Source organism: Sinorhizobium americanum (genome assembly GCF_001651855.1).
GTDB lineage: Bacteria > Pseudomonadota > Alphaproteobacteria > Rhizobiales > Rhizobiaceae > Sinorhizobium > Sinorhizobium americanum.
In genome coordinates this window covers 1-26,957 of sequence record NZ_LNQC01000037.1, presented here as the reverse complement: position 1 = coordinate 26,957, position 26,957 = coordinate 1, and the positions used below count along the sequence as shown (strand labels likewise).

Sequence of the window (26,957 nt, the reverse complement as noted above, 5' to 3'; positions counted from 1 at the left end):
TTATGCGCGGCTATCTACTTTTGACCGAGGCGAGAAGCGGCTCCAACTGGCTCGGCTCACTCATCAATGGTTCGGGGAACATGGGGCGGTCGAGCGAATGGCTGTCGCCGAAAATCCATCGTCTTGATGCCGGTTCATTGTCGTGGGAGGCGTTCTTCGACGAAATTATCAGAAAGAGTTCCAGCGATAATGGAAATTTCGGGCTGAAGATCTTCCCCAATCATCTTTTCGTCACGCGTGAAAAATACGGCATGGACTTCATACAATATTGCCTTTCCGTGCATGACGTGGCGCTCATCTTCTTGCGGCGCAAGGATACGCTGCGCCAAGCAATCTCCTATGCCCGGGCAAGACAAACGCGCAGTTTCGCTGCTCACATCGAAAGCAAGGCCGAGCCCCAATACAATTTCGACGAAATCGCGAAATGCTTTTTCTACATACGCGACAGCAATAGCTTCTGGCAGAGCTATCTCGATCTCACCGGTGCGAAATTCACCGAGTTCGTCTATGAGGACCTTGTCGCAAGCCCAACGCCGTTTGTCACTTGCATTGCGGAGCATCTGGGGGTGCCCCCGCCGGGCAAGCTTCAGACATCGATGGCGGTTCAGCGTGACGACCTGACCGACAAATGGGTAGCCCGGTTCAACGAGGACCGCAGATCGGCACACTTGCTGGACGCCTATGATCGACGCGAACACATCCCCGGCAAGATCAAGAACTTCTACAAGCTGGCGACGCGGAGTCTCGAGCCGCGCCATCCTTTCGCGTTCTGACGCGACAGGTTCGCAATCGGGTGGCGGCGAGCGGGCAGGGTGCCGCTCACGCTCCTATTCCCCTGGAGTTGAATTCTCGAAGCGATGCCGATAAACGCTCGCATCGTGGCAGCCGACTGGAGTGCATGGTGGGCGATCTTCATTATCCTTTTCGTCTTTCCGGCACCGGGCGAAACCCAAGGAGCCTTCTGGACCGGTTGGTGACCCGTTATGAGACCTACAAGCTCATGGCCCGGGTGCGCAAAAGAAGACGCGCGATCGAGATCGTCTGCCTTCGGGAAGGTGGACATCGGCCCCTCGCCAAGAATGACATTCCGCTCGTTTTCAATACACACAATGACATAAAGCTGATGCCGTCCTTCCTGGCGCATTACAGGAAGCTTGGCGTTTCGCGTTTCATCTGTGTCGATGACGTTTCATCCGACGGGACACGCGAATACCTGCTTTCTCAAGCTGACGTCGATGTTTGGCGGTCACCCCTGCGTTACCGCGATGCTCGACGTGGCCGCGAGTGGCGCGAGGCCCTGTTCGATCGCTACGGCGGTGATCGTTGGTATCTCAATGTCGATTCCGATGAATTCCTGATCTATCAGGATTGTGAGCATCAACGTCTCGACAGTCTCATACAGGTTCTCGAACGGCGGGGCGAAAAGCGCCTCGCTGCTCCCATGATCGACATGTATCCGATCGAACCGCTCGGCTCGGCCACGCTTGGCACCGATGACCACCGCATGCCGTGGGAAATCGCCGATCATTTCGATGGCGCCGGATATGAAATCGGCTACACCAAGCGGGCGATAAGCATCACGGGCGGCCCGCGCAAACGCAAGTTCGCGCATATATTGGAGCTCATCAAATACCCGCTGATCTTCTGGGACAGGAATTGCAGCCTTAGCGTCAGCATCCACCAGCCGCTGCCGTGCGAGCGAAACTTCCTGGAGATTTCCGGGGTGCTGCTGCATTTCAAGTTCTTTTCCGACTACCGGGAGAAGATCGAGCAGGCGGTCAGCGACGGGCAATATTTCGATGGGGCCGCGATCTACCGCAAGATGCTGGATGACTTGGAGAAAACCGGCGAATTCGATTTTGCCGATGAGCAATCCGTGCGGTTCTCCGGGTCAAGGCAGCTCCTTGAACTCGGTTTCATCGCTGCTATCCCATTTGAGCAAGAGGCGGCGCAGGAAGCAGCGCGGCAGAGATGAGGTCGTCGTACGGCCCTGGCGCTTTCTTGCGATCTGCTGGCACATTAGCGTTGCGCCCGGCGCCCGCTATAATTCGTACGAAGCTCTTAAACTCCCGCACCGCAAGCTCTATATGCGCCTTGCGTGACCGCTTCGCGGTCGGGATTTGTAACGGGAAGCAGAAGAATGCAGCGTATTCTGTCTATAATGGCGGTTGCCCTTGTGGTCATGGTGACGGCGGTTGACTTCGCCGAGGCACGGCGGGCGGGCGGCGGCTTTGGCTCGCGCGGCAGCCGGACGTTCTCGACCGCGCCGGTGACGCGGACAGCGCCCACTCCGGCGGCGCCGATCGAGCGGACGATGACGCCGCGGCAGAATGCGCCGGCCGGGGCCAGTCCGACGACCCAGAACCGGGCGACAAACCGTCCCGGCTTCTTCAACAGCTTCGGAGGATCGATGCTCGGCGGTCTGCTCATGGGCGGATTGTTCGGCATGCTGCTCGGGCACGGGTTTGGCGGCGGCATCGGTTTCCTCGGATTGCTGCTGCAACTTGGCCTGATCGTCCTCGTCGTGTCCTTCGCGATGCGGCTCTTTGGCCGCGGGCAGAGCCCGGCCTATTCGGCGCCCTCCGCTTCAGCGTCCTCGGCATCTGCTGCGGGGCCCGGATCCTTCCGCATCCCGCGGATCGGGGAGGGGCTCGGCGCGAGCGCCGCCGCGGCCTCCGCAACGGCGTCTGCGGCCGCCACGAACGGGAAGACGGATGAGATCGGAATCGCCCAGAACGACCTCGACCGGTTCGAAGCCATGCTAAAGGAGTTGCAGGCGGCCTATGCGGCGGAAGACTACGCAGCCTTGCGCCGGCTAACGACGCCGGAAGCCATGTCCTATCTCGCCGAAGAGCTTAGCGAAAACGCGACGAAGGGGCTCAAGAACGACGTCCGCGACGTTCATCTTGTCCAGGGCGATGTCGCCGAGGCTTGGCGCGAAGGCAGCAGCGACTATGCGACCGTCGCCATGCGCTACGAGAGCATCGACGTGATGCGCGATCGCGCCACCGGCCGAGTCGTCGGTGGTGATGCCGAACGTCCGACCGAAGCCGTGGAACTGTGGACTTTCCTGCGCAAGCCGGGCGGCGACTGGCAGGTTTCCGCCATTCAGGCGGTCGAGGAATAGGTGAGGGGCGGGGAGGCGCCGGCGGTCTTATCGCAGTGTTCTTTCGCCAGATGGCGGCGTTCGGGATATCCAGAGCAGCGGCGGCTTTCGTCGCGGCGCGTTGAATAATAGAATAGGCATTCCTCTCAGGGAGCGTACTACATGGTCTTGTGGGTGGCGACATCGGCCGAGCATGCGGGGACTTCAGGCGAGGCCGTCAAACGGCGCGGCAAAATTGCATGCCTTGTCGCTGTCGCCGTATCGGGTTTCGCCAGCAGCGCGGCGGCTGCGGATTGTAAGAACTTGCCTGGGCCAGAAACGAATTGGCAGGAATGCAACAAGCGGCAACTGATGCTCGGCGGGAGCGATCTGAAAAGCAGCAACCTAGTCGATACGGATTTCGCCTCCACGGATCTGAGCGGCGCCGATCTTACGGCGGCGAATTTGGAGAAGGCCACATTGGTGCGCGCCTCGCTTGCCGGCGCCAAGGCGGATAAAGCCAATTTCTCCAGAGTCGAGGCCTATCGTGGCGACTTCTCCGGCATTTCTGCCGAGAGTGCGCTGTTCGTCAGTTCCGAGCTGCAGCGTGCCGATTTCACCGGCGCGAAGCTGAAGGGGGCCGACTTCGAAAAGGCCGAACTGGGCCGCGCAAACTTCGACAAGGCGGTTCTGACCGGCACGCGCTTCTCCGTGGCAAATCTATCCCGCGCCAATTTGAGTGGAGCTCTTTTCGAGGGGCCGCTCGATTTCGATCGTGCCTTCATGTTCCTGACGAGAATCGAAGGACTGGACCTTGCGGCCGCGAAGGGGCTTACCCAGGATCAGGTCGATCTCGCTTGCGGTGACGCTGCGACGAAGCTTCCCGCGGGTCTTAGGGCCTCCGCCAAATGGCCGTGCCCTCCCGATGACGACTGATGTTGTTTGGCTAATCGAGAGGCGAATTGCCATCTCGGGCGGCTGATAAGCGATCTGCGGAAGAATTCAGTTGATCCGTTTGCCGAAGGAACTCTCGGGAAACAGGCAAAACATCGGCTTCTGGCGAACCGCGATCGCCGATCTCGCGCGTGAAGCCAGCCATCGCCGCACGGCGTCCTCGGCAGTTTCGTCGCTCGCCACCTCGATCGATCGGCCCATAAGGTCAAGGCGGCGGCCGGAATAGCCGGCATCCGCGGGATGCCTGCCGAAACGCGACGGACCGAGGTCGCTGCACCAGCGTTTTCGGTGCGGAAATGGCTTTGCGGGACCGGCCTCGAAGAATGCCCAGACGTCGAAGTCCTTGATGCCGTTCGCGCCATCCAGGTAGTGGAGCGCGCTTCCCTGTGCGAGAGCCAGCAGGATCAGACGGTGGCGGTGGAGGCCGGCGACCGCTGCACGATCAAAAATAGCGCAAAGTTCGCGCATGGCGGCCGAGGCGAGCATGCTGAGATCTGCCGAGTTCAGCGGTTCGTAGGACCTTTCGCTGACGTCTCCGATCATGTCTGCTCCGGCCGGTTCCTTGGACATGGCGCAACTATATCTGAATTCCTATCCCACGAGTGCGTTGGGCACGAGCCTCAGGCCACCGTTGGCCGACGGACGGCTTCCTTTTAGACCCTCCTCGGATCTGTCGCCTGGAACGACCGCGGTCACTTCATATCCCAACGCCGTGGCGACCTTCTTCAGCATTTCGCGCGCCCGGAACTCGTGGCGGGCGGCAGATTCCTCTTCCGTGACAAAATAGGCGGCGCTCACGGCTTCGATGAGGTTCAAGGCAGCGAGATTGATGACGGCATATGTTTCGGCGTGCATTACAACGAGCCCCCGAATTGCTGGCGATGATTGTGTGTTCCGTGTGATTTCTGCGGTTGATCGTCTCGCCCAGCTGAAAACTGATGCTCGAGATTTCTTTCGAAGTAAGCCTCGTCGGCGATCTCTGCCGCAGGGGCGGCCTCGCGCTGAAAAACGTGGCCGTCGGCGCCAAGGTGCCAGGTCAGCGAGGCGAGGCTTGAATAGGTGGAGGAGAGAAATGTCTTTAACGCCCTCTGATTTTCCGCGTCGTTCGAGCGCAGCAGATCGGCGGAGAAGAGTTCTTCCACATGGTCGTGGAGATTGGATCTTATTACGGGTATGGACATCCGGCGCTCCTGTTGTCTCAGCCGGCAGGACCCCTCCGGAGCTGAGATGTCTGTTTTCGAAGACAGCATTCCGCACAACACGACTGATGTCAACATTATGCATGTTGTTTTTGTGTTGCAGCGCGGGGAGCCTGGGCAGGATTGGATGTCCGCTTCTTGCGATATGCTGGCGTTCAGTGACGCAGGCAGGCAACGATCTTCAGGCGTTTCCGGCGAGGGCGATGTAGTGGACAGAGTGCACTGTGTGAGCCTCAAAGTGCAGTTCTTTTTGCGGGTTGAACTGCTCGAGCACCAGTTCGGAACTGTTGTGCCGGAGGAATTTCTTCACATAGGCGAGCAGGGCGCCGCCCTCTTCCAAGCGGATCTGGGCGATCACGTAGTCGCCTTTCCTGACGCGGCGTTCGGGGTCGACGAAGCAAACTTCGCCGTCTTCATAGCGGGGAGACATGGAATCGCCGGATACCGAGACCGCATAGGCTCCTGAGATATCCGAAAGAATAGGTGGCGCCATGACCTCGTACAACACGGTGCCGTTCATCAGAAACTCACCATCAACTCCGCCGACGGCCTGCCCGAAGACGGGGATCTTCTTGCCTCGTCCGACCAGCTTGGCGCCAACTTTAGCGTTCGGTGGGTCGATCACTCGCGTCGAGAGGATCGAGGTCGGGTCGCTGGCATTGCCACCCATGAGCCAAACGGGATCGACGTTGAACTTGCGCGCGTAGATCTTGGCCTCGGCAAACTCAAATTCGTTCTGGCCGTTCTCATGGGCGCGATAGGTCGAGGCGACGATGCCAAGGGCGTTCGCCGCATCGGAGGCAAAGCGGTAGCCCGCCTTGATGCGCGCCTGCCGCAGTCGTTCGGCTTTTTCAGTCATGACATGGGACATAGCAACATGCATAACACAAATCATGTTGACATTGCAACATGTACAATGTCATTGATAGTCGAGCCAAAAGAAGGGAGCCGAGCGCCTATGAACAACCCATATCCGATCTCTAAAGGGGAGGACGCGATTGCCCAGCGTGCCATCGAGCATCGTGGGTATCCGATCCGGAGCGACCGACCTTCGGGCCCGGCATTTGCTTGCCGCGGGTGGTTTTCGATGCGGACCTTCTTTTTGAGTGGTCGAACGGGTAGCGCCGCGAGGCGCTCGGGACGCTAAACCGCGTTGCATTCGCACGACTTCACGCGGCGCGCTTTAGGCTTTGTTTTTGTGCATGTCGTCATCCGAAGACCGCTGCACACCTTTGCGCGACATTGTATTAGAGGAGGAAACGCATGACGAACTCGCAACTCGCAAGACAACACCGGCATTATCTCGCGGTGCGCGAGCGACTGGCCGGCTCTACCGCAGCGCCAAGCCGATCGGCGGCAATAGCCGAACTCGAAATGCAGGTGGTCGAACTCGCCACCGAAGGTGCTGCAAAAACACGGCGGATCGCTGCGCTCGAGGAGGATTTGGCCGATGCGGAAGCGCGACTGCTCGCGCAGGCTCAAATGCTGCTTTCCGGCAGGCTTGCGGATGACAGCGACGGCGAAGCGAATGACGAGCAATCCTCGATCGAAGAGATCGTTGCCGCCGTCCTTGCGGATTTCCCAGGGGTGACATGGGCGGACATTATCAGCGTGCGGCGCGATCGCCGGCTGGTGAAGCCCCGGCACGCCTGCATGCGGGCGGTATATGAGAAGCGCAAGGATTTGTCGCTGCCGCGGATCGGCCGCATCTTTCATCGCGACCACACGACGGTGCTCGCGGCGGTGAAAGGCGCGGCTCCCTAATCCGCCTCCCCTGGCAGAATCTCGATCTACGACTCGTGACCGAGGCTGACACGCTGCCGTTCCGCGCGAGGCCGTCCTCAAGGATGGAAATCGACTGCCATTTTTCTCGTTCGATATCGAAAGGATAAAACATGATGAGCAAGGCTCAGAAGCTCCGTGCCAAGCGGAAAGCGCAACTTGGACGTCCGCGCAAAGCAAACGCCGAGCGCTTCGCCTGCGGCAAGATTAAGCCCGATTGGTCCAAGCGGGAGAGCGAGAAAGAGGCGATGGCGGTGGCGCTTGCGGCGCGCAAGCGCATGCACGGGCTCGAAACGAGCAGCAGCTTTGCCGGCTACACGCTGGGACGCCTGTTCCTCGACGGGCGGATCACCGAGGCGCAACGGGAGGCGGGAGATGACTATGCGAAGGGGATGGCGCGATACTATCACCTGACCGGTATCCCCTTTCCAAGCGTCCGCGCCCAAGCGATCGATCGGGTGCAGGGACATGCCCCCGAAACGAGCGAGGAGCGCCATCGTCAGATCAAGCGGGCGACAGAAAGAATGATGCGACTCGAAGGCGTGTTGCTCGGATGCGACGAGGGACGACAGGTCAAGACGACCGTCTTCAATGTCTGCGTGATGGACTATGAAGGCTTGCGGATGATGCCGGAGGCACAATTGCTGTGGCTGAAGCGCGGCTTGAACGCTCTTGTCTTCGATAAGGGCTTGCATGACTACGGCGAGAGAGAGTGTTCATTTAACAATTTATAGGAAAATTATCCTATAAGGATTGGGCATTCGGCTGGCCGAAGGGTGAGTTGCACCAGTAGAGCAAGCGAGCTTGGCCTAAAGCGATCAACACTTCGTGATCGGTCTCTAAGTGCTGGCACAAAAACAGAATTCGGCCATTCTCTTTTTTGAAGGGATTAATATCCTACGAAAGGTGTAGGCAATGAAAAGGCTAGCAATCATTGCCCTGTCGCTGGCGACGGCGATGAGCAGCGTTCCGCCGCCCGCAGAGGCGTTTCCGACAATGCCCACAATAAGAGCGGAGACCGCCGATGTTCAGCGGGTGCAGTTTTCCTATGAACGGGGTGAACAATTCAAAGGCCGCGGATGCCGTTACCCGTGTGTTCGCGGGCGCGATTATCGGCGCGGCTACTACGGCAACCGCTATTATCGGAATGGATATCGTCGCAATCACTATCGCCACTATGATGACGACGATGACGATCTAGGGGCACTGTTCGGCGGTCTGGCGGCCGGGGCGATCATCGGCGGCCTGATAGCGCAGCCGCGATATTATGCGCCTGCGCCTCGGTACTATGCCGGCGGCAGCGCTCATACGCGTTGGTGCTATGCACGCTATCGATCCTATCGGGCATACGACAATACGTTTCAGCCTTACTATGGCCCGCGCCGGCTGTGCGTTTCGCCCTATCTGTAAGCTGACGTAGCCGCTGCAGCCACGACCCGGGATGTCGGCCCGCCTCGGAAGGGGCGGGCAGGGTGCCGCTTTTCGTCGGTGAATGCGGGATAAGAGAGGGTTTCAGGAAGGGGTTTCAGGAATTGAAGGGAAGTGCGGTCGGCAATCTGCTAAGATGCCGGCGATCGACACTTCGTCGTGCGCGGATCCTCAAGAGGACGTAACGCACTGCAGGAGAAAGACAGCGAGAAGTGCAGACATCATCGGTGACGGCTTTGGCACTAGCGACCGCGCTGGCGGGGACACTCCCGGCAGAGGCGCAAACCTGCATCGGGTCGGCTTGCGGGGGCCTCACCAAGCATGAGCTCTTCGTCGAGCGGCAATACAGGGACTTCGTCCTGCCGCGCTATCCGAGCTACGGTTCGCGCTATCAAGGACTCAGGCCCGACATCAGCGTCGGGCCGGGAGCGACGGTCGGCGGGCCTCTGCCCGGGACCGCCGGGACGCGGATGCGCCCCCGCCGCGAAATCCGCCTCGACCTGAACGCCCATCTGCGCTGGTGCCTCAAGCGCTATGCCTCATACCGTTTCGACGACAACAGCTATCAGCCGTTCCGTGGCCGCCGTCGCCAGTGCAACTCGCCCTACGACTGACATGCGAGACCCTCCGAAAGGACGCGTCAACCCCGCCTCTCAAGAAGTTTCATGGCGGCCTGCGCCGCCGCCTGCGCCTGAAGCTCGCTGCCAAATTGGCCCTGGGCAGGGTAGGTCACCCCCCGATAGGTGAGCACAAAGGCCCAGCGGCCGTTCATGCGCTTTTCGACCCGGATCGTCGCTGCGGGCTTCTTGTCAGAATTCAAGGCGGACTCCGTCGCTTCCATCGGATGCTTCGTTCAATCGGGAGCGATTGAACGAAGTATCCCACGCTTCAAATTGCTACAGCGGCCTTCGCGTCCGAAAGGGCGCGGCGCTTTTGGTACCGGCAGGCTCGGCGCGAGTACCTTGCGCATCCTTACCGGAAAGGCAAGGGCGCTTTAGGACGGGGGAGCCGCGGAGTCGCTACTCTACCGCTGTGGCAGGGCCGAAGCGCTCCATGACGAAAGAGGTCTCGAGGGTGGGCGCCTGCAGACGGCTGGTTTTTTCAAGCTTCAGGGTGACTTCTTGGACTGGCGGCGTGCGCTGCCAGGCAGTCGAGAGAAACAATGCAGCGCCGGCGACAAACCCGATGGCGACATAAATCCAATGGTTGCGCATGTGGACAACTCCTTCTCCCGCGAAGGCAATGCGTTGAGGGCCTTTCTGGTTCCCGGCGCGACCGAGACGCGGGTAAAATGTTTCGGTTCTGAAATAGCTGCGGTTCGCACCGCATCTTGGCAGTCAGCTTAAATAGGCGCTGTCAGCTTCCACGCGGCGTGCTGACAGCATTGAAATGATAGTATGGCTCGCCCGGAGCGGGCATCGGCCCAGCGTCCGCAAATCGGTGCGAAGCCGGGTATTCGTTAGCGTCATGCGGTTTGAAGCATTCCTCAAAAGACCTAGGCCCGGCCCTTTTGCATCAACCTTTGGAGAATTGAAACAGAGCCCAATGTATTATGCAAGCAGTTTGTAATATACAGCTGTATAACAGCATTGGCGGAGGATAATCGGCGCCGCATCACCCTGGAGAAGGCAGGACAAGCGCAGGCCGCGCTTCATGGTTTGGCTCTGCAGGCTGATTGCACAATTCTGTGGCTAACCGGAAAATTGCCCGGAAAGCCGGAGCTAGAGGCTTGCGCGTTTCGGGTTCTCGGAGTATTCCATAAATCAACGATAGGAATTTTATCCTTAGTCGCCAGCAGTTGACAATCGGCAGTTCGCCCCGGCGATGGCTGGCAGTGCACACCCTGGGCAGTTTCTTCAACCACAGCTTACGGCGGTCAGCGCGTCTATAGACGCCGCGGCGCCGTATGCGGCCGGCGATGCGCCTCCGCGTCGACTCCGAATCCGCCTGGCGGTTCGGAAGTACTACGACGCGTGGCTCGTTTGGTCCCGCTCTTCCAGAGCGGGACACGAGCTATGGCAGCATCGCCGGCCGGACAGACTGCGTGTTTTTTGGCAGCGCACCGACAATCTAGCAAGGAGAAGACAATGAGTGACTGGAATGGACACGTGGGGAAGGGTGTGCCGTCCGAGAAGATCGAGCCGGAGACTGACCGCTGCAAACCCCGCCTATATCAGCCCTGAAGATGCGAGGGCTTATGCGGAAAGTCTCCTTCAGGCAGCCTTGTATGGCCCGAAGCCTATTTGCCGGAGGGACCAAGAAAGCCCTTGGGAAGGCTCTCCAAGGACCCACGCGATGAGGATGCCTATGCGCCGGGAGCGAGAGTGGGCCTGAGCGGGCTGCAGAAGAATCTCGAGGATGTGAAAAACGAGCTGAAAATCCTCGCACCGAAAGTTACCAATGACGACGGATTTTCTGCGCTAAACAGTATAATTTCTTCAATTCAGGCGACTCAAGACCACGTTAGTGAGCGCGAGCGGAAGAGCTTTTACGAGGACCCTTACAAGAAAGAACCTCAGTTTAAAGATGAAGACAATGGCCCTTGGAATAATCCGAAGCGCGCGCACAACGTTTCATTCCGCGAGGCTCTTTCCAGCTGGATTGAACGATAGGCCTCATCGCAAATCTTCCAATGCGATGTAAATGGTACCGAACTCGACATGGCCCTTGTCGGCCAACTCGGCCGGTAGCCGGTAGTAGAGGACCTCTTTATGAGGATTTCCGGTACTGACGAATGCTTCTTCCATGCCGTCGGCGAAGACGCAGCAACGGGCCGGATCTCCTGGTTCGGCACTGACGCTGAGGCGGTAGCTGTCTCCCGTCAGGAAAAATTTCAGTTGAACCTTGTGCTCGCCCACTTGGAGGGTGCAAAGGTCGTCGCTGCCGCACTTTTGTCAAATCTCTGAATCCAGGCTTTGACGAGGTAGCGGGGATCGCCGGTTTGGCCAGTCGCGAACGCGGAGGCGGTCGAAAGGGCGTTGAGCAAGAGAAAGACAAGAGCGCGCAGCATGTGATTGATTTCCTCCCAAAACGCTTACAGCGACGGCTTCCTGTATACGGGGCTTGGTTTGTATAGGTCTTCAACCACGATGACTAACTTACCAAATGGCGTTACGCCTTTGCAGTTCCATATCTCGGGTCTGTAGAAAAGGGGGGCAACGCGGGGGTACCCTCTCTCGAGACGCAGGTCGGAGAAGCCATTGCGGAACACGCAGCAGGGCCTATCCTTCGGGGGATCGGAGCGAAAGCTGAGCGAATAGCTGGGATCCGACAGGTCACGCAACTCGATCATGTGCTCGGCGATTGGAACGTAACAGCGATATCTGGCATCGCACCAACTGGTCGTATGCACGAAGCTTCTATTTGCTTTTTGCAGCCAAGCTTTCACGAAATAGCGTGGTTTGCCGGATTGACCCGCGAAGGCGCAGGCGGTCGAGGCGGCGATGAGGATAGCGGCTGCAAAGATTTGACGCATGTTTGCCGGTCGACGTCCAAAGGGTTCGATTAAAGAGAAGCGTGCGAGCCACTTGCCATTCAATTTGAGTCGGGATTCTGGCGCAATTATGGGTAGCGGTCTGCTGAATTACACGCACCGGCGACGTCGGCGTTTTTTCACTGCGGAGAGGATGTCAAAGACAAACGGAGGCCGCGATGGTGGGTCATGAAGCGCAGGCGGCTACAGACACTGCTGACGATTTCGCGGGCGCGGAGGGACTTGCTCCGAAACAGCCTTCTGGCGGACGCGGTCGGCTTGGCGGTACGTTCCTGGATGCAGTACAGGCGGACTTCGCAGCGCACGGCGCCGGTGTTATCGCTCGCATTCGGGAGGAGAAGCCGGAGACTTACTTGAAGCTTGTTGCTACGATCACGCCCAAGGATCTGAGCGCAACCACGAATGCCATGGACGAGCTTTCGAACGAGCAGCTTATCGAGCGAATTCGCGCGCTGGATACGGTCATACGGCCGCTGCTCGCAAAGAAGGCGCGCGCCCGGCGAAAGCCGACCTCCAAGCCCTGATCGCCACTGCCTGAGAGGCAGCGACTAGGCGCCGCTGGGTGCGGCGCCATTATCCGTCGTGGAGCACTGATCAGCGTGCTGGAGATGCTGCAGCCGCGACAGGCTCGTTGCTCGAAAAGATGATCACGGCGAACAGGAGCACCCCGGCGAAGGCGATGAGCGACGAGACGGCGACGATCGGCTCCATCGCGCTATTGCCGGAGAGCAACAGATAGAGCGACGGGATCAAGACGGCCACGCCGAAGGTGTAGACGGCGTATTGGATCGTCGCCAGACGTCTTGCCGCCTTCTGCGGATTGAGGGCGTGATAGCCGCCGAAAATCGCCATCGTTACCCAGCCAAGCAAGTTGGCATGCGCGTGTGCGCCAGTGGCGGCGTGATTGCCCGAGATCGACATATGGAGCCCGATCGAGATGCCCAAGATCAAGAAGACAATGGCGGTCCTGAAATAAAGATTTGCAATAGGTGGCATTTGGATTCCTCCCCCGTGTTGTCAAGAGAATATTAGCATCATCTCAAAATGCTGAGAATGAGCCGATAGGAGCGCCTTTTCAGCCTCTCGGCTGTTCCCGACGGTACAATTCGGCCGATGTGACGCAGATGGACCCGTTTGATGCTGACCGACTGTGCCGCTCTTTCATCAAGGTGCGGGCTTTCCGGGACGGAACTAACAGAGACCCTTCGGCATTCGGTAAGTGTGAAACACTGGTTGCAGCGCGCCGTCCTCTTTCCGGACGCGATAAAATCGCTGCAGTAACTTGGAATGCTGCGTGAAATTGTCGCCAAAGCGGCCAATCGTGCAGCGGAGGATCGCGAGATGCTTGGAACTGTCCTTCTTATTATTCTGATCCTGCTCCTGATCGGCGCCATTCCTGCCTGGCCCTATTCGGCCAATTGGGGCTATGGCCCTTCCGGGCTGCTCGGAGTGGTGGTCGTCATACTCCTGATCCTGTTGCTGATGGGCAGGATATGATGTGCGGCGGGTCCGATCGGGCCCGCCGGCTTTCACCAGGCCGCGCCGTCGATAAGGCGGTGCGGGATATCTTCCCAGACCGAGCGATCGAACATCCGCAGGTTCACGCCCACCTTCGTCGCGTTGCGACCGATCGGCGACCAGTGGGTGATGCAGCCGCAGATGCTGCAATGGAACATGGTAAGCGTCTTGTCGCCCTGAACATAGCCGACGAGGCGCTTCTCCTCATCGCTGACCGTAACGTCGCTCGGGGCGTAGTAGCCCCAGAGCCCGCCAAGCCTGCTGCAGAGCGAGCAATTGCAATCACCGAGCGTTTCAGGGCGGACCGGCACGGTGATGCGAACCGACCTGCAATGGCAATGGCCTTCGATCATTTTCGAGTCTCCCCATCGGCGCCCCGTGAGCGGGCAGTCGTCGACTGAGGCATTATCGACCTTATCCGACCGCAGTCCAGCGGCGACACCTCGGCCGACATTCCTCTGCTGACGAACGACGCGCGCGCGGACCTCTATCCAGACAGGGCATCGCCACGGATGACACCCTCCAGCACATCCGCCGTGGGCGCGCCCGAGATTTCGGCGATGTTGAAAGAGCAGGCCATGCTGATGGCGGAGCTCGACCGGCGTCGAAGGACAGACATTCTGGCGCGGTACCGTCCCTACGCCAAGCAGCGGGACTTTCATTCGGCGGGAGCCAGCTATCGCGAGCGGCTGTTCATGGCGGGCAACCAGCTCGGCAAGACGCTGGCGGGAGCGGCCGAAGCGGCGATGCACCTGACCGGGCGTTACCCGGAGTGGTGGCAGGGGAGGCGCTTCGAAAAGCCGATCGTCATGCTCGCCGGTTCGGAATCCTACGAGCTGACGCGCGACGGAGTACAGCGGCTGCTCGTCGGGCCGCCGTTGACCGAGGAGGACTGGGGCACCGGCTTCATTCCGAAGGCGGCGATCCATGCGACAACCCGGCGCTCCGGCGCGTCCGGGGCACTCGACAGCGTGACGGTCAGGCATGTCTCAGGCGGCGTCTCGACGCTGCTTTTCAAGGCCTATGAGCAGGGGCGCGGCAAGTGGCAGGCGAACACGGTGGACTATGTCTGGTTCGACGAGGAGCCGCCGGAGGACGTCTATTTCGAGGGCATCACCCGCACCAATGCGACGCGCGGCTCGGTTGCCGTAACCTTCACGCCGCTCAAGGGCCTGAGCGGCGTCGTGGCGCGATACCTCATGGAAAAGTCGCCGGATCGCCAAGTGATCACCATGACGATCGATGAGGCCGAGCACTATACGGCCGAAGAACGCCAGAGGATCATCGACAGCTATCCCGCCCATGAGCGCGAAGCGCGCACCAAGGGGGTACCGGCTCTCGGCTCCGGCCGCATCTTTCCCGTGACGGAGGAGGCGATCAGCGTCGAGCCCTTCGATGTGCCGAAACATTGGGTGCAGATCGGCGGCATCGACTTCGGCTGGGACCATCCCTTTGCGGCCGCCGGCTGCGCCTGGGACCGCGACGCCGACGTGTTCTTCGTGACGAAGCTTTATCGAGAGCGGGAGGCGACGCCGATCATCCATGCGGCGGCGCTGAAGCCCTGGGGAGCCTGGCTGCCTTTCGCCTGGCCGCATGACGGGCTGCAGCACGACAAGGGCAGCGGCGAGCAGCTTGCCGCCCAATATCGCGCGCAGGGACTGGCGCTGCTTTCCGAGCGGGCGACCTTCGACGACGGCACCAACGGTGTCGAGGCCGGGCTTTCCGACATGCTGCAAAGGATGCAGACCGGGCGATGGAAGGTGTTCTCCACCTGTACGGAATGGTTCGAGGAATTCCGCCTCTACCACCGCAAGAACGGCAGGATCGTCAAGGAGCGCGACGACCTGATCTCCGCCTCGCGCTACGCGCTGATGATGAAGCGCTATGCGAGAGCGAACAACGGCAACGCAAACTGGAATTTCACCGCCCGAAAGGTTCTCTGATGGCCGCGATGACCGATGAACGCCTGTGCGCCCTTGTGAGCGAGCTCGTCAAGGACTGCGAAAACTATCGCGACGAGCTTGCGATCGATCGCATCAAGGCGATGGAATATTACGACGGCACGATGAAGGACGTGCCGGCCGACGCCAACCGCTCCAAAGTCGTCTCGCGCGACGTGCGCGCGGCGATCAAGAAGGTGCTCCCCTCGCTGATCCGCACCATCCTCGGCAACGACAAGGTGGTGGAATACGCCCCCGTCAACGAGGACGACGAGGCGGCGGCAGAACAGGCGACCGACTACATCAACTATGTCGTCTTTCCCGAAAGCAATGGCTACGACGCCGTACAGGACGCGGCGCATGACGCGCTGAAGCTCCGGAACGGCGTGATCCGCTGGTGGTACGAGAAGGAGACCACGGTTCAGGTCTCGACCCATACGGGGCTCGACGAGGCGGCGCTGATCCAGCTTGTTGGCGACGACGCAGTGGAGGTGCTCGAGCAGTCGCAGACGCTGGAGCAGATCGAAACGCTGCAGGGCGTGGTCGAACAGCCGCTTTATACCGTGAAGATCAAGCGGCAGATCGAGCGCGGGATGCCGCGCCTCGCTGCGGTGCCCCTGGAAGAGTTCCTGATCCATCCGGATGCGATCTCGATCGAGGACAGCCCGATCACCGGCATTGCCACGCGCATGCGCCGCACGGACCTGATTGCGATGGGACACGACCGGGATCTCATCGAGAGCCTGCCGGCTTCGACCGGCGACGGCGGCCGCGACCTCGAGGAATTCACCCGCCGGCGCCAGGCCTTCGAGGCTAAGGACGCGGTGCCGAAGGCGCTCGAGGAGGTGGACTATTACGAGCTCTACGTGAAGGTGGATGCCGACGATGACGGGGTCGCGGAGCTTCGCCGCATCGTCCTTGCCGGCGGCACGGGCGAGGGGAACCTCATCTCCAATGACGAGTGGGACGAGGTGCCCTTCGCCGATCTGATCGTCGAGCGCCGGCCGCACCAGCGCGAGGGAAGCTCGGTGACCGACGATCTGGCGGAAATCCAGCGCGTGAAGACCGTGCTGATGCGCCAGACGCTCGACAATCTCTACTGGCAGAACAACCAGCAGCCGATCGTCCAGGAGGGCGCGATCGCCAATCCGGAAAGCGTGCTCAACCCGAAATTCGGCCAGCCGATCCGCGTCAGCCAGGGCATCGATGCGCGCGCCGCAGTCGGCTACACCATGGTGCCCTTCGTTGCGAAGGAATCCTTCGCCATGCTCTCCTATCTCGACCAGGAGGCGACCGACCGCACCGGCATTTCGGACGCTTCGAGCGGACTTGCGCCGGACGCGCTCACGAACATGACGGCGCGGGCGACGGCGCTGATCGAGCAGGCGGGGATCGGCCAGACGGAACTGATGGTGCGCACCTTCGCGCACGGGCTGAGGCGCGTCTTCAAGGGATTGCTTCGGCTCGTCATCAAGCACCAGGATCGGCCGCGCATGGTGAGGCTGCGCGGCCAATGGGTGAGCTTCGACCCGCGCCACTGGAATGCCGGGATGGACGCGACGGTGAATACCGGGCTCGGCGCCGGCACCCGCGAGCGCGACATGATGATGGTGCAGATGGTCCAGCAGTTGCAGGAAAAGCTGCTGATGACGCTCGGGCCAGACAACCCCTATGTCTCGCCGGACAACCTTTATAACGGCATCGCCAAATCGGTGGAGGCCGCGGGGCTGAAATCGCCCGACCTCTATTTTTCGAAGCCCTCGCCGGAGGAGATCCAGCGGCGGATGCAGGCGAGCGCCAACCAGCCGAACCCGGAAATGCAGAAGCTTGAAATGCGGCAGCAGGCAGACGCCGAGAAGGCGCGGCTTTCAGCCGAAAACAACTCGCGGAAGCTGGAGATCGAGCGCGAGCTGAAGCTTGCCGAACTCCGCCAGAACGGCGCCCTGAAGCGCTACCAGATCGACGCCGAGCTGAACCTAAAGCGCCAGCAGAGCCTGGCGGAGGCAGTGAGCGGCGAGCCGGTAACGTCGGTCCATATCGGAGGACGAACAGGATGAAAGTTGGGGGGTTGAAACCCGCTACGCCTCAGAATATGCCTACTGCATGAAAAACGTTCGCTACCTTTGCTTGTTCTTTGCAACGCTCCCTTTCATTCTTGCATCTTGCAGCGAATCGACTGTGACCGCGGTGCCCGCACGTGCATCGGTCAAGGCCCAAGCGCTGGCAACCAAAACGGCGGGCAAGCCGAGTCCCCGACAATGCTCGACACCGGCCCAAGTCTGCCCCTATGGCACCGGTTCCGCCGGTGAGCCATGCTCCTGTTGGGCAACCGACGGCACGCCGGATGTAGGCGTTACGACGCTAGGAACGCAGCTTTCCCCCGAGGGTGACCAATAGCGGTCCGGAGACGGCTGGTCGTCTTCGGGGCGGACGCACTCATCTTCGACAAATCGACGACGCTTCTATCCGGCTCGCATCCCCGCGCAGCCGAGGGTGACTGCACGACCCCTCCCGAGCCGTCGGCAAAAACTCAAGACAAGAAGCAATCCTGCCGTGTGCCCTGCTCGGTTGGTCGGTCGGCTCGCAAGAAAGGGCACTGAGATGAAGCCAGAGGAAAAACAGGCGGCGGCGCGGGCGCTTCTCGACAATCCACTGTTCGAGCGATTGATGCATGAGTTGGAGGCGGCGGCCATCAACGGCTGTATCAACGCGAAACTCACGGATCACGAGGCGCGGGCCGCCTTCGCGGCCGAAGCGCGGGCGGTTCGCAACTTTTGCGCAAAGCTGAAGTTCCTGACGGAGCAAGCCAAGACCGAAGGCACGAGCGCGCCGGTGTGAAGCGAGCGTACATTGAGGACGGCAGGCCTGCCGCCCTCAAGCGCCTTATTGCCAAACTGATTCATAAAATCGGTGCAGCATTCTGAAACTTCTCGAATTTCTCGGTGTGGGAAGGCGAGAAGCAGCACCTCCGCGCCAAAATTCTCTCAAGAGGTCTTTCCATGATGAATGATAGTGGCAACCCGCCTTTCGGCGGGAGCAAATCCGTTGTCGGCTCGCGTGAGCCCGCAAGCTTCGACAAGCTCGACTTCCGGGAGCCGCACGAGGCCAAACTGCCAGATGAGGACGAAGAAGGCCGGGACCGCGACACCATAGACGACGTTCACGAGCCGGATGATCCTGCCGGGGAAGGCGATGAGCCAATCCTTGCTGACGAGGAGGATGCAACCGATGAAGCCGAGAACATTGTCTCGCTCGAGGGCGGGGAAGAAGTTCCGCTCGAGGAACTGAAGCTCGGCTACATGCGGAACCGCGACTATCGGCACAAGACTCAGGGTTTCGCCAACCGCGAGCGGATGCTCGAAAGCATGAGCAGCGGGGTCGCGGCTACGGCCAACACGCTTGCGAAACTGATCGCAGCCCAGATCCCCCAGGAGCCGCCGGAGGAGTTGAGATTCCACGATCCGGAGGCCTATCACCGACAGTGGGCGCTACACCAGGCAGGGGTGGAGCAGCTTGCGCGGGTAATGGCGCTTGGCGAAGGACCGGCGGCCGTTGCGGCGGAGCTTCAGGCCGCAGCGAGTGAAGATAGGCTGGAGGCAGAGAACGCCAAGCTCCTCGAGGCCTTTCCGCAGACCGGACAGGCTGAAGGGCGGCAAGCCTTCTTCGCAGACGCTTTCGAGGCGGCGAGGGAGCTCGGCTTTTCCGACGAGGAGGTTCGCGAGGTCGTCGACCACCGGCTCTTCAAGCTCGCGCATTATGCCAGGCTCGGGCTTCTTGCTGAACGAGCGAGGGCAAAGGCCTTGCAGAAGGTGGCCGTGGCACCGGCCACGGCGCCGCGGATGAAGGCGAGGAACCAAGCACAGCGCCAGCAGCGTGAAAGTCGCGAGGCAATGCAGCGGCTCGCGAGAAGCGGGTCGATCCGCGACGCGATGGCGGTCGATTTCGAATAGCGACAGGAAGATCTGGGCGGACAGCGCCCCTTGCGTGACGGAGGGTAGCGGGTGCGAGAACGGCTACCCTCGGCAAAGGCAAGCCATCAAAAATCATCGGCTTCCGCGCCTCGTCGGCCGAGCGGCCGGTGCCTCTCATCATCATAGAAGGATCAGGAAAATGGCAGTTCTAACCAATACATTCCAGACGACGCAGGCCGTCGGCAATCGCGAGGAGCTTTCCGATGTGGTGTCGCGCATCACGCCGGAAGACACGCCGATCTATTCGCTGATCGAAAAGGGCAAATGCACCACCTATCACCCGGAATGGGAAACGGACGAGCTGGCGGCACCCGGCGCCAACATCCGCGAGGAAGGCGAGGAATACGCCTTCGGCGCAATCACCCCGCCGACAAGGCTCGGCAACTATACCCAGATCATGCGCAAGGACTGGATCATCTCCGCGACGCAGGAGGTGACGGCGGAGGCCGGCAACGTGCAGAAGCGCAAGTACCAGAAGCTGAAGAAGGGTTTCGAAATTCGGAAGGACGTGGAGTTTGCGATCGTGGACACGAACGCAACGGTGGCCGGCAGTACGCGTGAATTCGGATCGCTCAGCACCTGGATCGTCAGCAACGCTTCCAGGGGCGCCGGCGGCGCCAATGGCGGCTTCAACGTCGGTACCGGTCTGACCGTGGCGCCGACCGACGGCACGCAGCGTCCCTTCACCAAGGCGATCCTCGATTCCGTGATGCAGCAGGGCTACCAGAACGGTGCCAACTTCCGTCACCTCTCTGTCTCTCCCTATGTCAAATCCGTCTTCGTCACCTTCATGTCCGACAGCAACGTCGCCCCTTTCCGCTATGCCGTGTCGCAGGGCGGCGAGCGCAACACCATCGTCGCGACGGCGGACTATTACGAAGGCCCGTTCGGCACGGTGATGATCCACCCGAACCGGGTCCAGGCGGTGAACGGCGGGGTCGCCCGCAACGCCTTCTTCATCGACACCGGCATGCTCTCCTTCCTGTGGCTGCGCCAGATCCAGGAGGACCGCGACGTTGCCAAAACCGGCGATGCCGACAAGGGCGTCATCATCGGCGAGGGCACGCTGAAGGTACACAACGAGAGGGGCCTTGGCGTTGCCGCCGACCTCTTCGGACTGAGCTCCGCCAGCTAGCCCGGGTTCCAAGTTTCGGCTCAAGCGCACCGACTGCGCGTCGGTCCCTGTTTTCGGGAGAGATGAATGGCAGACACAAAGACCACCACGGTACCCGTTAAACTTCTCTATGATATCTGGGCGATTGACGAGGAACGGATTCCAGCCGGCACCGTACTCGATTTGCCGGTCAAGGCGGCCAAGATCTTGATTGCACAGGGCAAAGCCGAACGCAACGATCCTCTTCCAGGTGACGAAGGATGATTGTGCGCGACGGCGACTGGAAGCTCTACGACTATGATTTTCAGACCGGCCGCTCCGTCTGGGTGATGGAGGACGGCAACAGGACCCATTGGCGGACGGACTATCCGGTCGAAAACCTCGTCCGCCAGAACGCCTTCACCCGCCATGCAACTGCCGGCAACGCCTTCGGCGACTGGACCAAGGTCGCCTCGGTCCCGCTCAACCTGGCGCATTCCAAAAGCCTGATCAGGGCGCATTCCGAAGGCGACGACCGCTATGTGAAGCGGTGGCTGAACGACGGCGACAACCGCGCCTGGCGCAGCTTCGAGGGACATCTATGACCCTATTCGATTATGCGTCGCTCCTCGCCGATGCAGGCGACTGCTCCGGCCGGGACGACGTCGCGCATCTTTTTCCACGCTTTCTCGCGCTTGCCGAACTCAAGCTCAACCGCGTGATGCGCGTTGCCGACATGGAGGAGACGGTGGCGGTGCCGCTGACGGAAGGCGAAGGCAGCTTGCCGGCGGATTTCCTGGAGGCGCGGCAGGTGCTTGCCGCCAGCGGCCGGGCGCTTCGGGCGCTGCCGCTGCAGGAACTCAGCAATCACGTGACCTCCGAAGGTGCTCCGATCGGCTACGCGATCGTCGGCAGCGCCATCCAGGTGCGGCCGAAGCGCGGCGAGAACATCCACCTGACCTATTACGCGAAAATCCCGCCGCTGACGGCCGGAGCGCCAGGCAACTGGCTGATCGAAAGGGCGCCCGACGTCTATCTCTACGCGCTCGTCGAGGAGATAGCCATCTGGGAGCGGGACGCAGCCAAGGCGGGTGCGGCCGAGGCGCTGAAGCGACAGGCGATAGCCGGGCTCGGGCTTGCCGACGAGCGGCTGCGCTTCGGTAATGCTGCAATCGTCATTGGGGGGCTGACGCCATGACGCTTGTGACCGTGATCAACGAGGTCGCGGACATCGTTTCGCTCGACCGCTTCGACAGCGTTTACGGCACGAACGATCCGAATGCGCAGACGATGGTGGCGCTGGCCGAGGAGGCGGGCGCGGAGATTGCGCGGCGCGCCGACTGGAAGAGGATGCTGACGACGCATGCCGTCTCCGCTTCGCCGGAGCTCCTGCCTTCCGACTATCAGCGGCTGGCGCCCGGCGGGGCGGTGCGGGCGGCTGACGGCCACTTCTTCCGACCTATCGCCAACGGCGCGCAATGGGCGGTGATCGTCGGCATCGCCTCGGCAGAGCCCTACTGCCACCTCCGCGGCAGGGAGATGCTTTTTTCGCCGGCCGCTTTCGCCGCCGGTGCGACGATCGAATACGTCTCGAAAAATTGGGTGCTCGGCGATCCTTACGAGGAGCGCGACGCGTTCCGCGCCGACGACGACACGACGCTCTTTCCCGAGCGGCTGCTGAAGAAGGGCCTGATCTGGCGCTGGAAGCGGCAAAAGGGTCTGCCGTACGAAGACAATCTCGCCGAATTCGAGGCGGATCTCCTGCAGGAGATCAATGCGGACAGGGGGGTCTCATGATGACACTTCGCCCTGGCCGCCTCCCGCAGACCAACCGCGGGCAGGCGAGCATCGGCCGGCCGCAGACCTCGCGATCGGTCACCTTCCCGGCTCCGAAGGAGGGGCTGGTGACGACCGCCGACATGGCCTCGCAAACACCCGGCTCGGCGACCGTGCTAACGAACTTCCTGCCAACGCTTGCCGGCTGCAGAATCCGCGGCGGCTCACGAAAAGTCGGGCTTGCTGCGGATGGCGGCGGCATCCGCAGCGCCTTCAAATACAAGTTCGGCAGCAACGAAAAGCTGTTCATGGCGACGGCAGGCGCGATCTACAACATGACCGCGCCGGCGGCCCCACCGGCGACGGCGGCGGCAGCAGTCAGCGGGCTCAACGGCGGCGAATGGTGCGCGTTCCAACACACCACCGCCGGCGGTTCCTTTCTCGTCTGCCTGAACGGCGCCGACACGCGACGCATCTTTGACGGTAGCGCATGGACGATGACGCCGACGATCACCTTTTCCGACAGCACGACCATGGCGCAGCTCAACTACGGCTGGCTGTTCAAGAACCGCGAATTTTTCCTGAAGAATGCGACACTCGATGCCTATTATCTGCCCGTGAACGCCCTGGGCGGCGCGGCCGCGGTGTTCCCGCTCGGCGGGGTGATGAAGAAAGGCGGGTCGCTCATCACCGGCTTTTCCTGGTCGCTCGAAAGCGGCGACGGTCTCTCCGATCTCTGCGTCTTCGTTTCGACGGAGGGGGAGATCGCCGTCTATGCCGGCACCGATCCTTCGAGTGCCAGCGATTTCGCGTTGAAGGGTGTCTATCAGATCGGCAAGCCGCTCGGGAAGAATGCCTGGATCCGCGTCGGCGGCGACGTGCTGGTCGCGACCTCGGATGGGCTGACGCCGATCTCGCAGGTGTTTCAGCGAGACCGGCAGGCACTGACCCAGGTCTCGGTCTCGCGACCGATCGAGGACGACTGGCGGCAGGCGGCAAACGCCACCGGCTCCGGCTGGACACTGAAACCATGGGCCGAACAGAACCTGGTCTTCGTCGCCTTTCCCGACAACAGCGTCGTCAGCGACAAGACCTTTGTCCTGAATGTGCTCAGCGGGCGCTGGGCGACGATCAGCAACTGGCGGGCCAACTGCTTCGAGACGCTGCAGGGCGGGCTCTTCTTCGGCTCGCGCGAGGGCTATTGCTGGCAGGGCGACACCGGCGGCACCGACGACGGGCTGACCTTCGCGGCCACCTATCTCTCGCAGTTCGCGCCGGTCGGACAGTTCGGTCAGCGGACGGCGGCGACGATGGCGCATATGTATTTCCGCGCCAAGACGAAGCCAAAGGTGCAGCTCTTCGCCCGCGCCGACTTCGACCGGAGGGTGCCGCCCTTCGCCCGGGTGACGGAGGGGGATGCGGGTTCGCCGGAATGGGATGTCGGCCTCTGGGATGTGGCGCGCTGGGACGGCGTGTCGGAGGCGCTGCGCTACGATTTTCGCCAGAATGTGCGGGCGAGCGGCGACATGCTGGCCGTCGGTTGCGTGATCACCTCAGGCGGCGCGGTGACACTCGACATCGAAGTGGACCTCGCGACGCTGCAAGTGGCAGCGGGGGAGGCGAGCGCTTGAACATCATCTGGGGCGGGGCGGGCGACCCTGCAACGAATCAGGCGATCGCCGCTTTTGTTGCCGACCAGATCGACGGCTGCGAGAGGGGCTTTTCCGACTTTACGACGCTCGGCGTGACCGAGGAGGGCAGGCTCGTCGCCGGCGTCGTCTATCACAACTATTCGCCCGAAGCGGGCGTTATCGAGCTTTCGGCCGCGGCCATCAGCAAACGCTGGCTGACGCGGCCGGTGCTGAATGCCATGTTCGGCTATCCATTCGACGAGATCGGCTGCCAGATGGCGGTGCTGCGCGTCTCGGAGGAGAACCGCGGCATGGTCTCGATCGCCAACCGCTTCGGGTTCACGAGCTACCGCATCCCCCGCCTTCGCGGACGTGAGGAGGCGGAAATCATCTTCACTCTGACAGACAACGACTGGCGGGCACATCCCGTCAATCGAAGGTAGGTGTGCTATCGGAAAATCAAAAGCTCCCACTCCTCCGGATCCGAAGGTGACGGCGGCGGCACAGACCGCCACCAATATCGGCACTGCCGTTGCCAACGGATATATGGGCAATGTCAACCAGGTGACGCCGGACGGCAGCCTCAGCTACAGCTACACAACGCAGAAATGGACCGATCCGCTGAGCGGCAACGTCTATGATCTGCCCGTGGCAACGGCGACGCAGAAGCTTTCGGAGATGCAGCAGAAGATCAAGGATCAGAACGATGTGGCGAGCCTCAACTTAGCGACGCTCGCCACATCGCAATCGAGCCGGTTGAACGATCTGCTCGGCAAGCCGATGGACATATCGAAAGCTCCGGCCGCCGGTGACCCTTCGAAACTGAGCTTGCCGCAATACCAGCAGTTTGCTGCTGGGCCCAAGCTCCAGACCTCCATCGGCAATTCCGGCGACATCACGCGCAACTACGAGACGGATTTCGATACTTCGAAATACGAGAACGCGCTGATGGCCCGGCTCAATCCACAGCTCGAGCGCGACCGCGCGGCGCTGGAGACGCGGCTTGCCAATCAGGGCCTGCAGCCGGGGTCGAAGGCCTATGACCGGGCGATCGACGAGGCGAACCGGACGTCGAACGACGCCCGCATCGCCGCCGTGCTCAACGCCGGCCAGGAGCAGACGCGGCTCGCCAACCTCGCCAGCCAAAAGGCAAGCTTCGAGAACGCAGCCCAGGCGCAGGCCTACGGACAGGCATTGCAGAATGCCGATTTCGGCAACAACGCAAACCAGCAGATGTACCAGAACGGCCAATCGGCTACGGCGGCCAACAATGCGCTCCAGGATCAGAACTTCAATGCCCAGCAGGCGCAGATCACTGCCCAGAACACCGCGCGCGCGAACTATCTCAACGAGCAATATGCGCAGCGCAACCAGCCGATCAACGAGATCTCGGCGCTGCTTTCAGGCGCACAGGTGACGAGCCCGAACTTCGTGCCGACGCAGGGGCAGTCGATCCAGCCGGTCGACTATGCCGGGCTGGTGCAGCAGAACTACCAGAACCAGGTGGCTGCCTATAACGCCCGGCAGCAGGCGGGCGGCAACTTGCTCGACTCCCTGCTGGGCTTTCTTCCGAAGTCCGACCGCCGCGCCAAGAAGAACATCGAGAAGGTCGGCAGGCTCAAGGGCCACAACCTCTATGAGTTCCACTACAAGGGCGAACCCGCCTCCGGGCCGAAGCATACCGGCGTGATGGCGCAGGAGGTGGAAAAGACCCGCCCCGACGCGGTGAGCCGCGGCCCGGACGGCATGCGCCGGGTGGATTACGGCCGGCTTTTCGCGGCGGGGAAGAGGGCGGGGTAAAACGGACCCGCGGCAAGACGCGCATCCGGCCCGACGCGAAATTTCAACTCTCCGTAGTTCAAAGCGCGGAGATGGCCAGCGGCCAGTGCGCCAGATCAAAGTTCCAATCGTTCGCGGCCTCCCGTCGGGAGGCCTTCTTCATGGAGGCTATCTTGCCAAGAACAGGCGGAGTCTATTCCCCACCGGCCGGCACCAAGGGGGTGCCGAACACCACGATCCAGAGTGTGCCCTATAATGCGCTGATCGACGATCTGACGGCCGACGCCAATGCCGCGCGGCCGATCACCGCCGGCGGCACGGGCGCCACAAGCGCCAGCGCCGCCCGTGCAGCTCTCGGCGCGCAGGCTGCGAGCGCAGCGCTCGCCTCGATTGCCGGGCTTGTAACGGGCGCGGACAAAATGATCTACACCACCGCGGCGGAGGCCTATGCGACGACCGCTTTGACGCCGTTTGCGCGCACACTTCTGGACGATGCGACTGCCGGAGCCGCCCTTACGACGTTGGGCGTATCAGCTTTTGCGCAGACCGTGCTCGACGATGCGGACGCTGCCGCGGCGCGGGCAACGCTCGGTGCCAATAACGCATCGAATCTCACGGCGGGCACGGTACCCTCAGCTCGACTCGATGGCGCCTATGTCGACTTCATACAGATTGCCGTAACCACGGATGGCGAAGCGGTCAAACTCGTGGGCTCGGCGACGGGCGACCCGTATGTCGGATTCTGGAAGGCGACCGCGCGCCAGGGCTATTTTCAGCATCGCGACGGCACGGCGAATGGCGACGGTCTTCGCGTTGCGAACGACGTGACCGGCGATTATCTGTACCTTTCGAATGTGAACAGCACCGATGCGCTGAAATTCTACGACAGCTCCGTTGCAGCGCATAACACGGTCTGGCATTCCGGCAACCTCGCTGCTGGCGATGTCAACGCGCTTTATGGCTACACGCCTGCAAGCAACGCGATACAGATGATCGCCGGCAGCGGCCTGACCGGCGGCGGCGCGATTTCCGCAAGCCGCACGCTGACGCTCGGGACGCCGTCGGACATTACAAATTCGACGACGAACTCCGTTAGCGGCACGAGCCATACACATGCGCTGGGGTTCGTCGCGGCGGAGGTTTCCACGGCGACCAGCAGCAGTACGACGAGTTTTCCGTTGGGGCACGTGATCTGTTGCTATTCGGCCGCGGTGATAGCGAGACGTGCCGTATCCATCCGAGCAGTGCCGCGGGATTTTGGGTGCCGCGCGTGGTAACGTCGGTTCATGGAGATCGATGAGGACAAGA

34 protein-coding genes are annotated in these 26,957 nt (G+C 61.3%); 24 read left to right on the top strand and 10 right to left on the bottom strand.

Annotated features, from left to right (window positions below):
* Positions 1-2 precede the first annotated feature (2 nt).
* The 4 genes from ATC00_RS02925 to ATC00_RS02910 all read left to right on the top strand — a co-directional run bounded on the left by ATC00_RS02925 (position 3) and on the right by ATC00_RS02910 (position 4,021).
* A complete protein-coding gene (locus ATC00_RS02925) occupies positions 3-773 on the top strand; it encodes a Stf0 family sulfotransferase (RefSeq protein ID WP_064251919.1) in 771 nt (256 codons plus the stop codon).
* Between the two features lie 197 nt (positions 774-970).
* Entirely contained in the window at positions 971-1,975 is a 1,005-nt protein-coding gene (locus ATC00_RS02920) for a glycosyltransferase family 2 protein (protein ID WP_064251918.1), read from the top strand.
* Positions 1,976-2,140: 165 nt separating this feature from the next.
* Positions 2,141-3,127 carry a TIM44-like domain-containing protein gene (locus ATC00_RS02915; RefSeq protein WP_064251917.1) on the top strand — a complete coding sequence of 329 codons (987 nt, stop codon included), beginning with the start codon at positions 2,141-2,143 and terminating at the stop codon, positions 3,125-3,127.
* A gap of 141 nt (positions 3,128-3,268) precedes the next feature.
* Positions 3,269-4,021: a pentapeptide repeat-containing protein gene (locus ATC00_RS02910; protein WP_082911958.1), complete on the top strand. Its 753-nt coding sequence runs from the start codon at positions 3,269-3,271 to the stop codon at positions 4,019-4,021.
* A gap of 66 nt (positions 4,022-4,087) precedes the next feature.
* Here the strand turns inward: ATC00_RS02910 and ATC00_RS02905 are convergent, their stop codons facing one another.
* The 4 genes from ATC00_RS02905 to ATC00_RS02890 all read right to left on the bottom strand — a co-directional run bounded on the left by ATC00_RS02905 (position 4,088) and on the right by ATC00_RS02890 (position 6,097).
* Positions 4,088-4,582: a hypothetical protein gene (locus tag ATC00_RS02905; protein ID WP_037386699.1), complete on the bottom strand. Its 495-nt coding sequence runs from the start codon at positions 4,580-4,582 to the stop codon at positions 4,088-4,090.
* Positions 4,583-4,630: 48 nt separating this feature from the next.
* Complete coding sequence (locus ATC00_RS02900; RefSeq protein WP_064251916.1) at positions 4,631-4,894, bottom strand: hypothetical protein; 264 nt, start codon at positions 4,892-4,894, stop codon at positions 4,631-4,633.
* Positions 4,894-5,220, bottom strand: coding sequence for a hypothetical protein (locus tag ATC00_RS02895; protein WP_037386554.1), 327 nt, complete (start codon positions 5,218-5,220; stop codon positions 4,894-4,896). Before ATC00_RS02895 ends, ATC00_RS02900 begins: the two co-directional genes overlap by 1 nt.
* Positions 5,221-5,419: 199 nt before the next feature.
* A complete protein-coding gene (locus tag ATC00_RS02890) occupies positions 5,420-6,097 on the bottom strand; it encodes a LexA family transcriptional regulator (protein WP_037386697.1) in 678 nt (225 codons plus the stop codon).
* A 404-nt stretch (positions 6,098-6,501) separates the two neighbouring features.
* Here ATC00_RS02890 and ATC00_RS02885 point away from each other — a divergent pair, with 404 nt between their 5' ends.
* From ATC00_RS02885 to ATC00_RS02870, 4 genes are all read left to right on the top strand, one after another.
* Positions 6,502-7,002 carry a helix-turn-helix domain-containing protein gene (locus ATC00_RS02885; RefSeq protein ID WP_037386551.1) on the top strand — a complete coding sequence of 167 codons (501 nt, stop codon included), beginning with the start codon at positions 6,502-6,504 and terminating at the stop codon, positions 7,000-7,002.
* A gap of 131 nt (positions 7,003-7,133) precedes the next feature.
* Positions 7,134-7,754, top strand: coding sequence for a hypothetical protein (locus ATC00_RS02880; RefSeq protein WP_037386548.1), 621 nt, complete (start codon positions 7,134-7,136; stop codon positions 7,752-7,754).
* A 181-nt stretch (positions 7,755-7,935) separates the two neighbouring features.
* Positions 7,936-8,430 (top strand): BA14K family protein, encoded by a 495-nt coding sequence (locus ATC00_RS02875; RefSeq protein ID WP_037386546.1) that lies wholly within the window; start codon positions 7,936-7,938, stop codon positions 8,428-8,430.
* 254 nt (positions 8,431-8,684) lie between these two features.
* A complete protein-coding gene (locus tag ATC00_RS02870) occupies positions 8,685-9,062 on the top strand; it encodes a BA14K family protein (RefSeq protein WP_327289285.1) in 378 nt (125 codons plus the stop codon).
* Between the two features lie 26 nt (positions 9,063-9,088).
* Here ATC00_RS02870 and ATC00_RS02865 read toward each other — a convergent pair whose 3' ends face one another.
* Together ATC00_RS02865 and ATC00_RS02860 are read right to left on the bottom strand one after the other, a co-directional pair.
* Positions 9,089-9,268 carry a hypothetical protein gene (locus tag ATC00_RS02865; RefSeq protein ID WP_037386694.1) on the bottom strand — a complete coding sequence of 60 codons (180 nt, stop codon included), beginning with the start codon at positions 9,266-9,268 and terminating at the stop codon, positions 9,089-9,091.
* Positions 9,269-9,467: 199 nt separating this feature from the next.
* A complete protein-coding gene (locus tag ATC00_RS02860; RefSeq protein WP_037386543.1) occupies positions 9,468-9,662 on the bottom strand; it encodes a hypothetical protein in 195 nt (64 codons plus the stop codon).
* 1,053 nt (positions 9,663-10,715) lie between these two features.
* On the opposite strand from ATC00_RS02860, the gene ATC00_RS33325 reads away from it, so the two are divergent.
* The gene (locus ATC00_RS33325; RefSeq protein ID WP_052035562.1) at positions 10,716-11,060 is read left to right on the top strand and encodes a hypothetical protein; all 345 of its coding nucleotides are present in this window, start codon (positions 10,716-10,718) and stop codon (positions 11,058-11,060) included.
* Positions 11,061-11,063: 3 nt separating this feature from the next.
* Here ATC00_RS33325 and ATC00_RS31900 read toward each other — a convergent pair whose 3' ends face one another.
* Positions 11,064-11,306: a hypothetical protein gene (locus ATC00_RS31900; RefSeq protein ID WP_153045155.1), complete on the bottom strand. Its 243-nt coding sequence runs from the start codon at positions 11,304-11,306 to the stop codon at positions 11,064-11,066.
* A gap of 176 nt (positions 11,307-11,482) precedes the next feature.
* On the bottom strand, positions 11,483-11,923 hold the full coding sequence (locus ATC00_RS33320; protein ID WP_037386541.1) for a hypothetical protein: 441 nt from the start codon (positions 11,921-11,923) through the stop codon (positions 11,483-11,485).
* A 176-nt stretch (positions 11,924-12,099) separates the two neighbouring features.
* On the opposite strand from ATC00_RS33320, the gene ATC00_RS02845 reads away from it, so the two are divergent.
* Complete coding sequence (locus ATC00_RS02845) at positions 12,100-12,465, top strand: hypothetical protein (RefSeq protein WP_037386538.1); 366 nt, start codon at positions 12,100-12,102, stop codon at positions 12,463-12,465.
* 70 nt (positions 12,466-12,535) lie between these two features.
* Here the strand turns inward: ATC00_RS02845 and ATC00_RS02840 are convergent, their stop codons facing one another.
* On the bottom strand, positions 12,536-12,937 hold the full coding sequence (locus ATC00_RS02840) for a hypothetical protein (RefSeq protein ID WP_037386536.1): 402 nt from the start codon (positions 12,935-12,937) through the stop codon (positions 12,536-12,538).
* 345 nt (positions 12,938-13,282) lie between these two features.
* Between ATC00_RS02840 and ATC00_RS02835 the strand changes: the two genes are divergently transcribed.
* Entirely contained in the window at positions 13,283-13,438 is a 156-nt protein-coding gene (locus tag ATC00_RS02835; protein ID WP_037386691.1) for a DUF3309 family protein, read from the top strand.
* A 32-nt stretch (positions 13,439-13,470) separates the two neighbouring features.
* On the opposite strand, the gene ATC00_RS02830 is transcribed toward ATC00_RS02835, so the two are convergent.
* Complete coding sequence (locus ATC00_RS02830) at positions 13,471-13,812, bottom strand: GFA family protein (RefSeq protein ID WP_064251914.1); 342 nt, start codon at positions 13,810-13,812, stop codon at positions 13,471-13,473.
* Between the two features lie 159 nt (positions 13,813-13,971).
* Between ATC00_RS02830 and ATC00_RS02825 the strand changes: the two genes are divergently transcribed.
* From ATC00_RS02825 to ATC00_RS02770, 13 genes are all read left to right on the top strand, one after another.
* A complete protein-coding gene (locus tag ATC00_RS02825) occupies positions 13,972-15,402 on the top strand; it encodes a terminase large subunit domain-containing protein (RefSeq protein ID WP_037386533.1) in 1,431 nt (476 codons plus the stop codon).
* Entirely contained in the window at positions 15,402-17,456 is a 2,055-nt protein-coding gene (locus ATC00_RS31895; protein ID WP_064251913.1) for a portal protein, read from the top strand. Before ATC00_RS02825 ends, ATC00_RS31895 begins: the two co-directional genes overlap by 1 nt.
* Before the next feature lie 544 nt (positions 17,457-18,000).
* The gene (locus ATC00_RS02815) at positions 18,001-18,237 is read left to right on the top strand and encodes a hypothetical protein (RefSeq protein ID WP_037386528.1); all 237 of its coding nucleotides are present in this window, start codon (positions 18,001-18,003) and stop codon (positions 18,235-18,237) included.
* 161 nt (positions 18,238-18,398) lie between these two features.
* Positions 18,399-19,349: a hypothetical protein gene (locus ATC00_RS02810; RefSeq protein WP_064251957.1), complete on the top strand. Its 951-nt coding sequence runs from the start codon at positions 18,399-18,401 to the stop codon at positions 19,347-19,349.
* A gap of 160 nt (positions 19,350-19,509) precedes the next feature.
* Positions 19,510-20,505, top strand: coding sequence for a DUF5309 domain-containing protein (locus ATC00_RS02805; protein WP_037386524.1), 996 nt, complete (start codon positions 19,510-19,512; stop codon positions 20,503-20,505).
* Positions 20,506-20,571: 66 nt separating this feature from the next.
* Positions 20,572-20,748, top strand: coding sequence for a hypothetical protein (locus ATC00_RS32855; protein ID WP_162843157.1), 177 nt, complete (start codon positions 20,572-20,574; stop codon positions 20,746-20,748).
* A complete protein-coding gene (locus ATC00_RS02800) occupies positions 20,745-21,068 on the top strand; it encodes a hypothetical protein (RefSeq protein WP_037386522.1) in 324 nt (107 codons plus the stop codon). Before ATC00_RS32855 ends, ATC00_RS02800 begins: the two co-directional genes overlap by 4 nt.
* On the top strand, positions 21,065-21,661 hold the full coding sequence (locus tag ATC00_RS02795) for a phage adaptor protein (protein WP_064251912.1): 597 nt from the start codon (positions 21,065-21,067) through the stop codon (positions 21,659-21,661). Before ATC00_RS02800 ends, ATC00_RS02795 begins: the two co-directional genes overlap by 4 nt.
* Positions 21,658-22,260, top strand: coding sequence for a hypothetical protein (locus tag ATC00_RS02790; RefSeq protein ID WP_037386519.1), 603 nt, complete (start codon positions 21,658-21,660; stop codon positions 22,258-22,260). Before ATC00_RS02795 ends, ATC00_RS02790 begins: the two co-directional genes overlap by 4 nt.
* Entirely contained in the window at positions 22,257-23,870 is a 1,614-nt protein-coding gene (locus ATC00_RS02785) for a hypothetical protein (RefSeq protein ID WP_412458379.1), read from the top strand. The genes ATC00_RS02790 and ATC00_RS02785 overlap by 4 nt, the downstream gene beginning before the upstream one ends.
* Positions 23,867-24,313: a GNAT family N-acetyltransferase gene (locus tag ATC00_RS02780; protein ID WP_064251911.1), complete on the top strand. Its 447-nt coding sequence runs from the start codon at positions 23,867-23,869 to the stop codon at positions 24,311-24,313. Before ATC00_RS02785 ends, ATC00_RS02780 begins: the two co-directional genes overlap by 4 nt.
* Positions 24,314-24,320: 7 nt before the next feature.
* Positions 24,321-25,670 carry a tail fiber domain-containing protein gene (locus tag ATC00_RS02775; RefSeq protein WP_064251910.1) on the top strand — a complete coding sequence of 450 codons (1,350 nt, stop codon included), beginning with the start codon at positions 24,321-24,323 and terminating at the stop codon, positions 25,668-25,670.
* 140 nt (positions 25,671-25,810) lie between these two features.
* On the top strand, positions 25,811-26,926 hold the full coding sequence (locus ATC00_RS02770) for a hypothetical protein (protein ID WP_412458378.1): 1,116 nt from the start codon (positions 25,811-25,813) through the stop codon (positions 26,924-26,926).
* Positions 26,927-26,957 lie beyond the last annotated feature (31 nt).

Bases quoted from the DNA above. Each gene is read 5' to 3' on its own strand.
- ATC00_RS02925 (WP_064251919.1), top strand. From the start codon at position 3: ATGCGCGGCTATCTACTTTTGACCGAGGCGAGAAGCGGCTCCAACTGG.
- ATC00_RS02915 (WP_064251917.1), top strand. From the start codon at position 2,141: ATGCAGCGTATTCTGTCTATAATGGCGGTTGCCCTTGTGGTCATGGTG.
- ATC00_RS02910 (WP_082911958.1), top strand. From the start codon at position 3,269: ATGGTCTTGTGGGTGGCGACATCGGCCGAGCATGCGGGGACTTCAGGC.
- ATC00_RS02905 (WP_037386699.1), bottom strand. From the start codon at position 4,582: ATGATCGGAGACGTCAGCGAAAGGTCCTACGAACCGCTGAACTCGGCA.
- ATC00_RS02900 (WP_064251916.1), bottom strand. From the start codon at position 4,894: ATGCACGCCGAAACATATGCCGTCATCAATCTCGCTGCCTTGAACCTC.
- ATC00_RS02895 (WP_037386554.1), bottom strand. From the start codon at position 5,220: ATGTCCATACCCGTAATAAGATCCAATCTCCACGACCATGTGGAAGAA.
- ATC00_RS02890 (WP_037386697.1), bottom strand. From the start codon at position 6,097: ATGACTGAAAAAGCCGAACGACTGCGGCAGGCGCGCATCAAGGCGGGC.
- ATC00_RS02885 (WP_037386551.1), top strand. From the start codon at position 6,502: ATGACGAACTCGCAACTCGCAAGACAACACCGGCATTATCTCGCGGTG.
- ATC00_RS02880 (WP_037386548.1), top strand. From the start codon at position 7,134: ATGATGAGCAAGGCTCAGAAGCTCCGTGCCAAGCGGAAAGCGCAACTT.
- ATC00_RS02875 (WP_037386546.1), top strand. From the start codon at position 7,936: ATGAAAAGGCTAGCAATCATTGCCCTGTCGCTGGCGACGGCGATGAGC.
- ATC00_RS02860 (WP_037386543.1), bottom strand. From the start codon at position 9,662: ATGCGCAACCATTGGATTTATGTCGCCATCGGGTTTGTCGCCGGCGCT.
- ATC00_RS33320 (WP_037386541.1), bottom strand. From the start codon at position 11,923: ATGCGTCAAATCTTTGCAGCCGCTATCCTCATCGCCGCCTCGACCGCC.
- ATC00_RS02845 (WP_037386538.1), top strand. From the start codon at position 12,100: ATGGTGGGTCATGAAGCGCAGGCGGCTACAGACACTGCTGACGATTTC.
- ATC00_RS02840 (WP_037386536.1), bottom strand. From the start codon at position 12,937: ATGCCACCTATTGCAAATCTTTATTTCAGGACCGCCATTGTCTTCTTG.
- ATC00_RS02835 (WP_037386691.1), top strand. From the start codon at position 13,283: ATGCTTGGAACTGTCCTTCTTATTATTCTGATCCTGCTCCTGATCGGC.
- ATC00_RS02830 (WP_064251914.1), bottom strand. From the start codon at position 13,812: ATGATCGAAGGCCATTGCCATTGCAGGTCGGTTCGCATCACCGTGCCG.
- ATC00_RS02825 (WP_037386533.1), top strand. From the start codon at position 13,972: ATGACACCCTCCAGCACATCCGCCGTGGGCGCGCCCGAGATTTCGGCG.
- ATC00_RS31895 (WP_064251913.1), top strand. From the start codon at position 15,402: ATGGCCGCGATGACCGATGAACGCCTGTGCGCCCTTGTGAGCGAGCTC.
- ATC00_RS02815 (WP_037386528.1), top strand. From the start codon at position 18,001: ATGAAGCCAGAGGAAAAACAGGCGGCGGCGCGGGCGCTTCTCGACAAT.
- ATC00_RS02810 (WP_064251957.1), top strand. From the start codon at position 18,399: ATGATGAATGATAGTGGCAACCCGCCTTTCGGCGGGAGCAAATCCGTT.
- ATC00_RS02805 (WP_037386524.1), top strand. From the start codon at position 19,510: ATGGCAGTTCTAACCAATACATTCCAGACGACGCAGGCCGTCGGCAAT.
- ATC00_RS32855 (WP_162843157.1), top strand. From the start codon at position 20,572: ATGGCAGACACAAAGACCACCACGGTACCCGTTAAACTTCTCTATGAT.
- ATC00_RS02800 (WP_037386522.1), top strand. From the start codon at position 20,745: ATGATTGTGCGCGACGGCGACTGGAAGCTCTACGACTATGATTTTCAG.
- ATC00_RS02795 (WP_064251912.1), top strand. From the start codon at position 21,065: ATGACCCTATTCGATTATGCGTCGCTCCTCGCCGATGCAGGCGACTGC.
- ATC00_RS02790 (WP_037386519.1), top strand. From the start codon at position 21,658: ATGACGCTTGTGACCGTGATCAACGAGGTCGCGGACATCGTTTCGCTC.
- ATC00_RS02785 (WP_412458379.1), top strand. From the start codon at position 22,257: ATGATGACACTTCGCCCTGGCCGCCTCCCGCAGACCAACCGCGGGCAG.
- ATC00_RS02770 (WP_412458378.1), top strand. From the start codon at position 25,811: ATGGAGGCTATCTTGCCAAGAACAGGCGGAGTCTATTCCCCACCGGCC.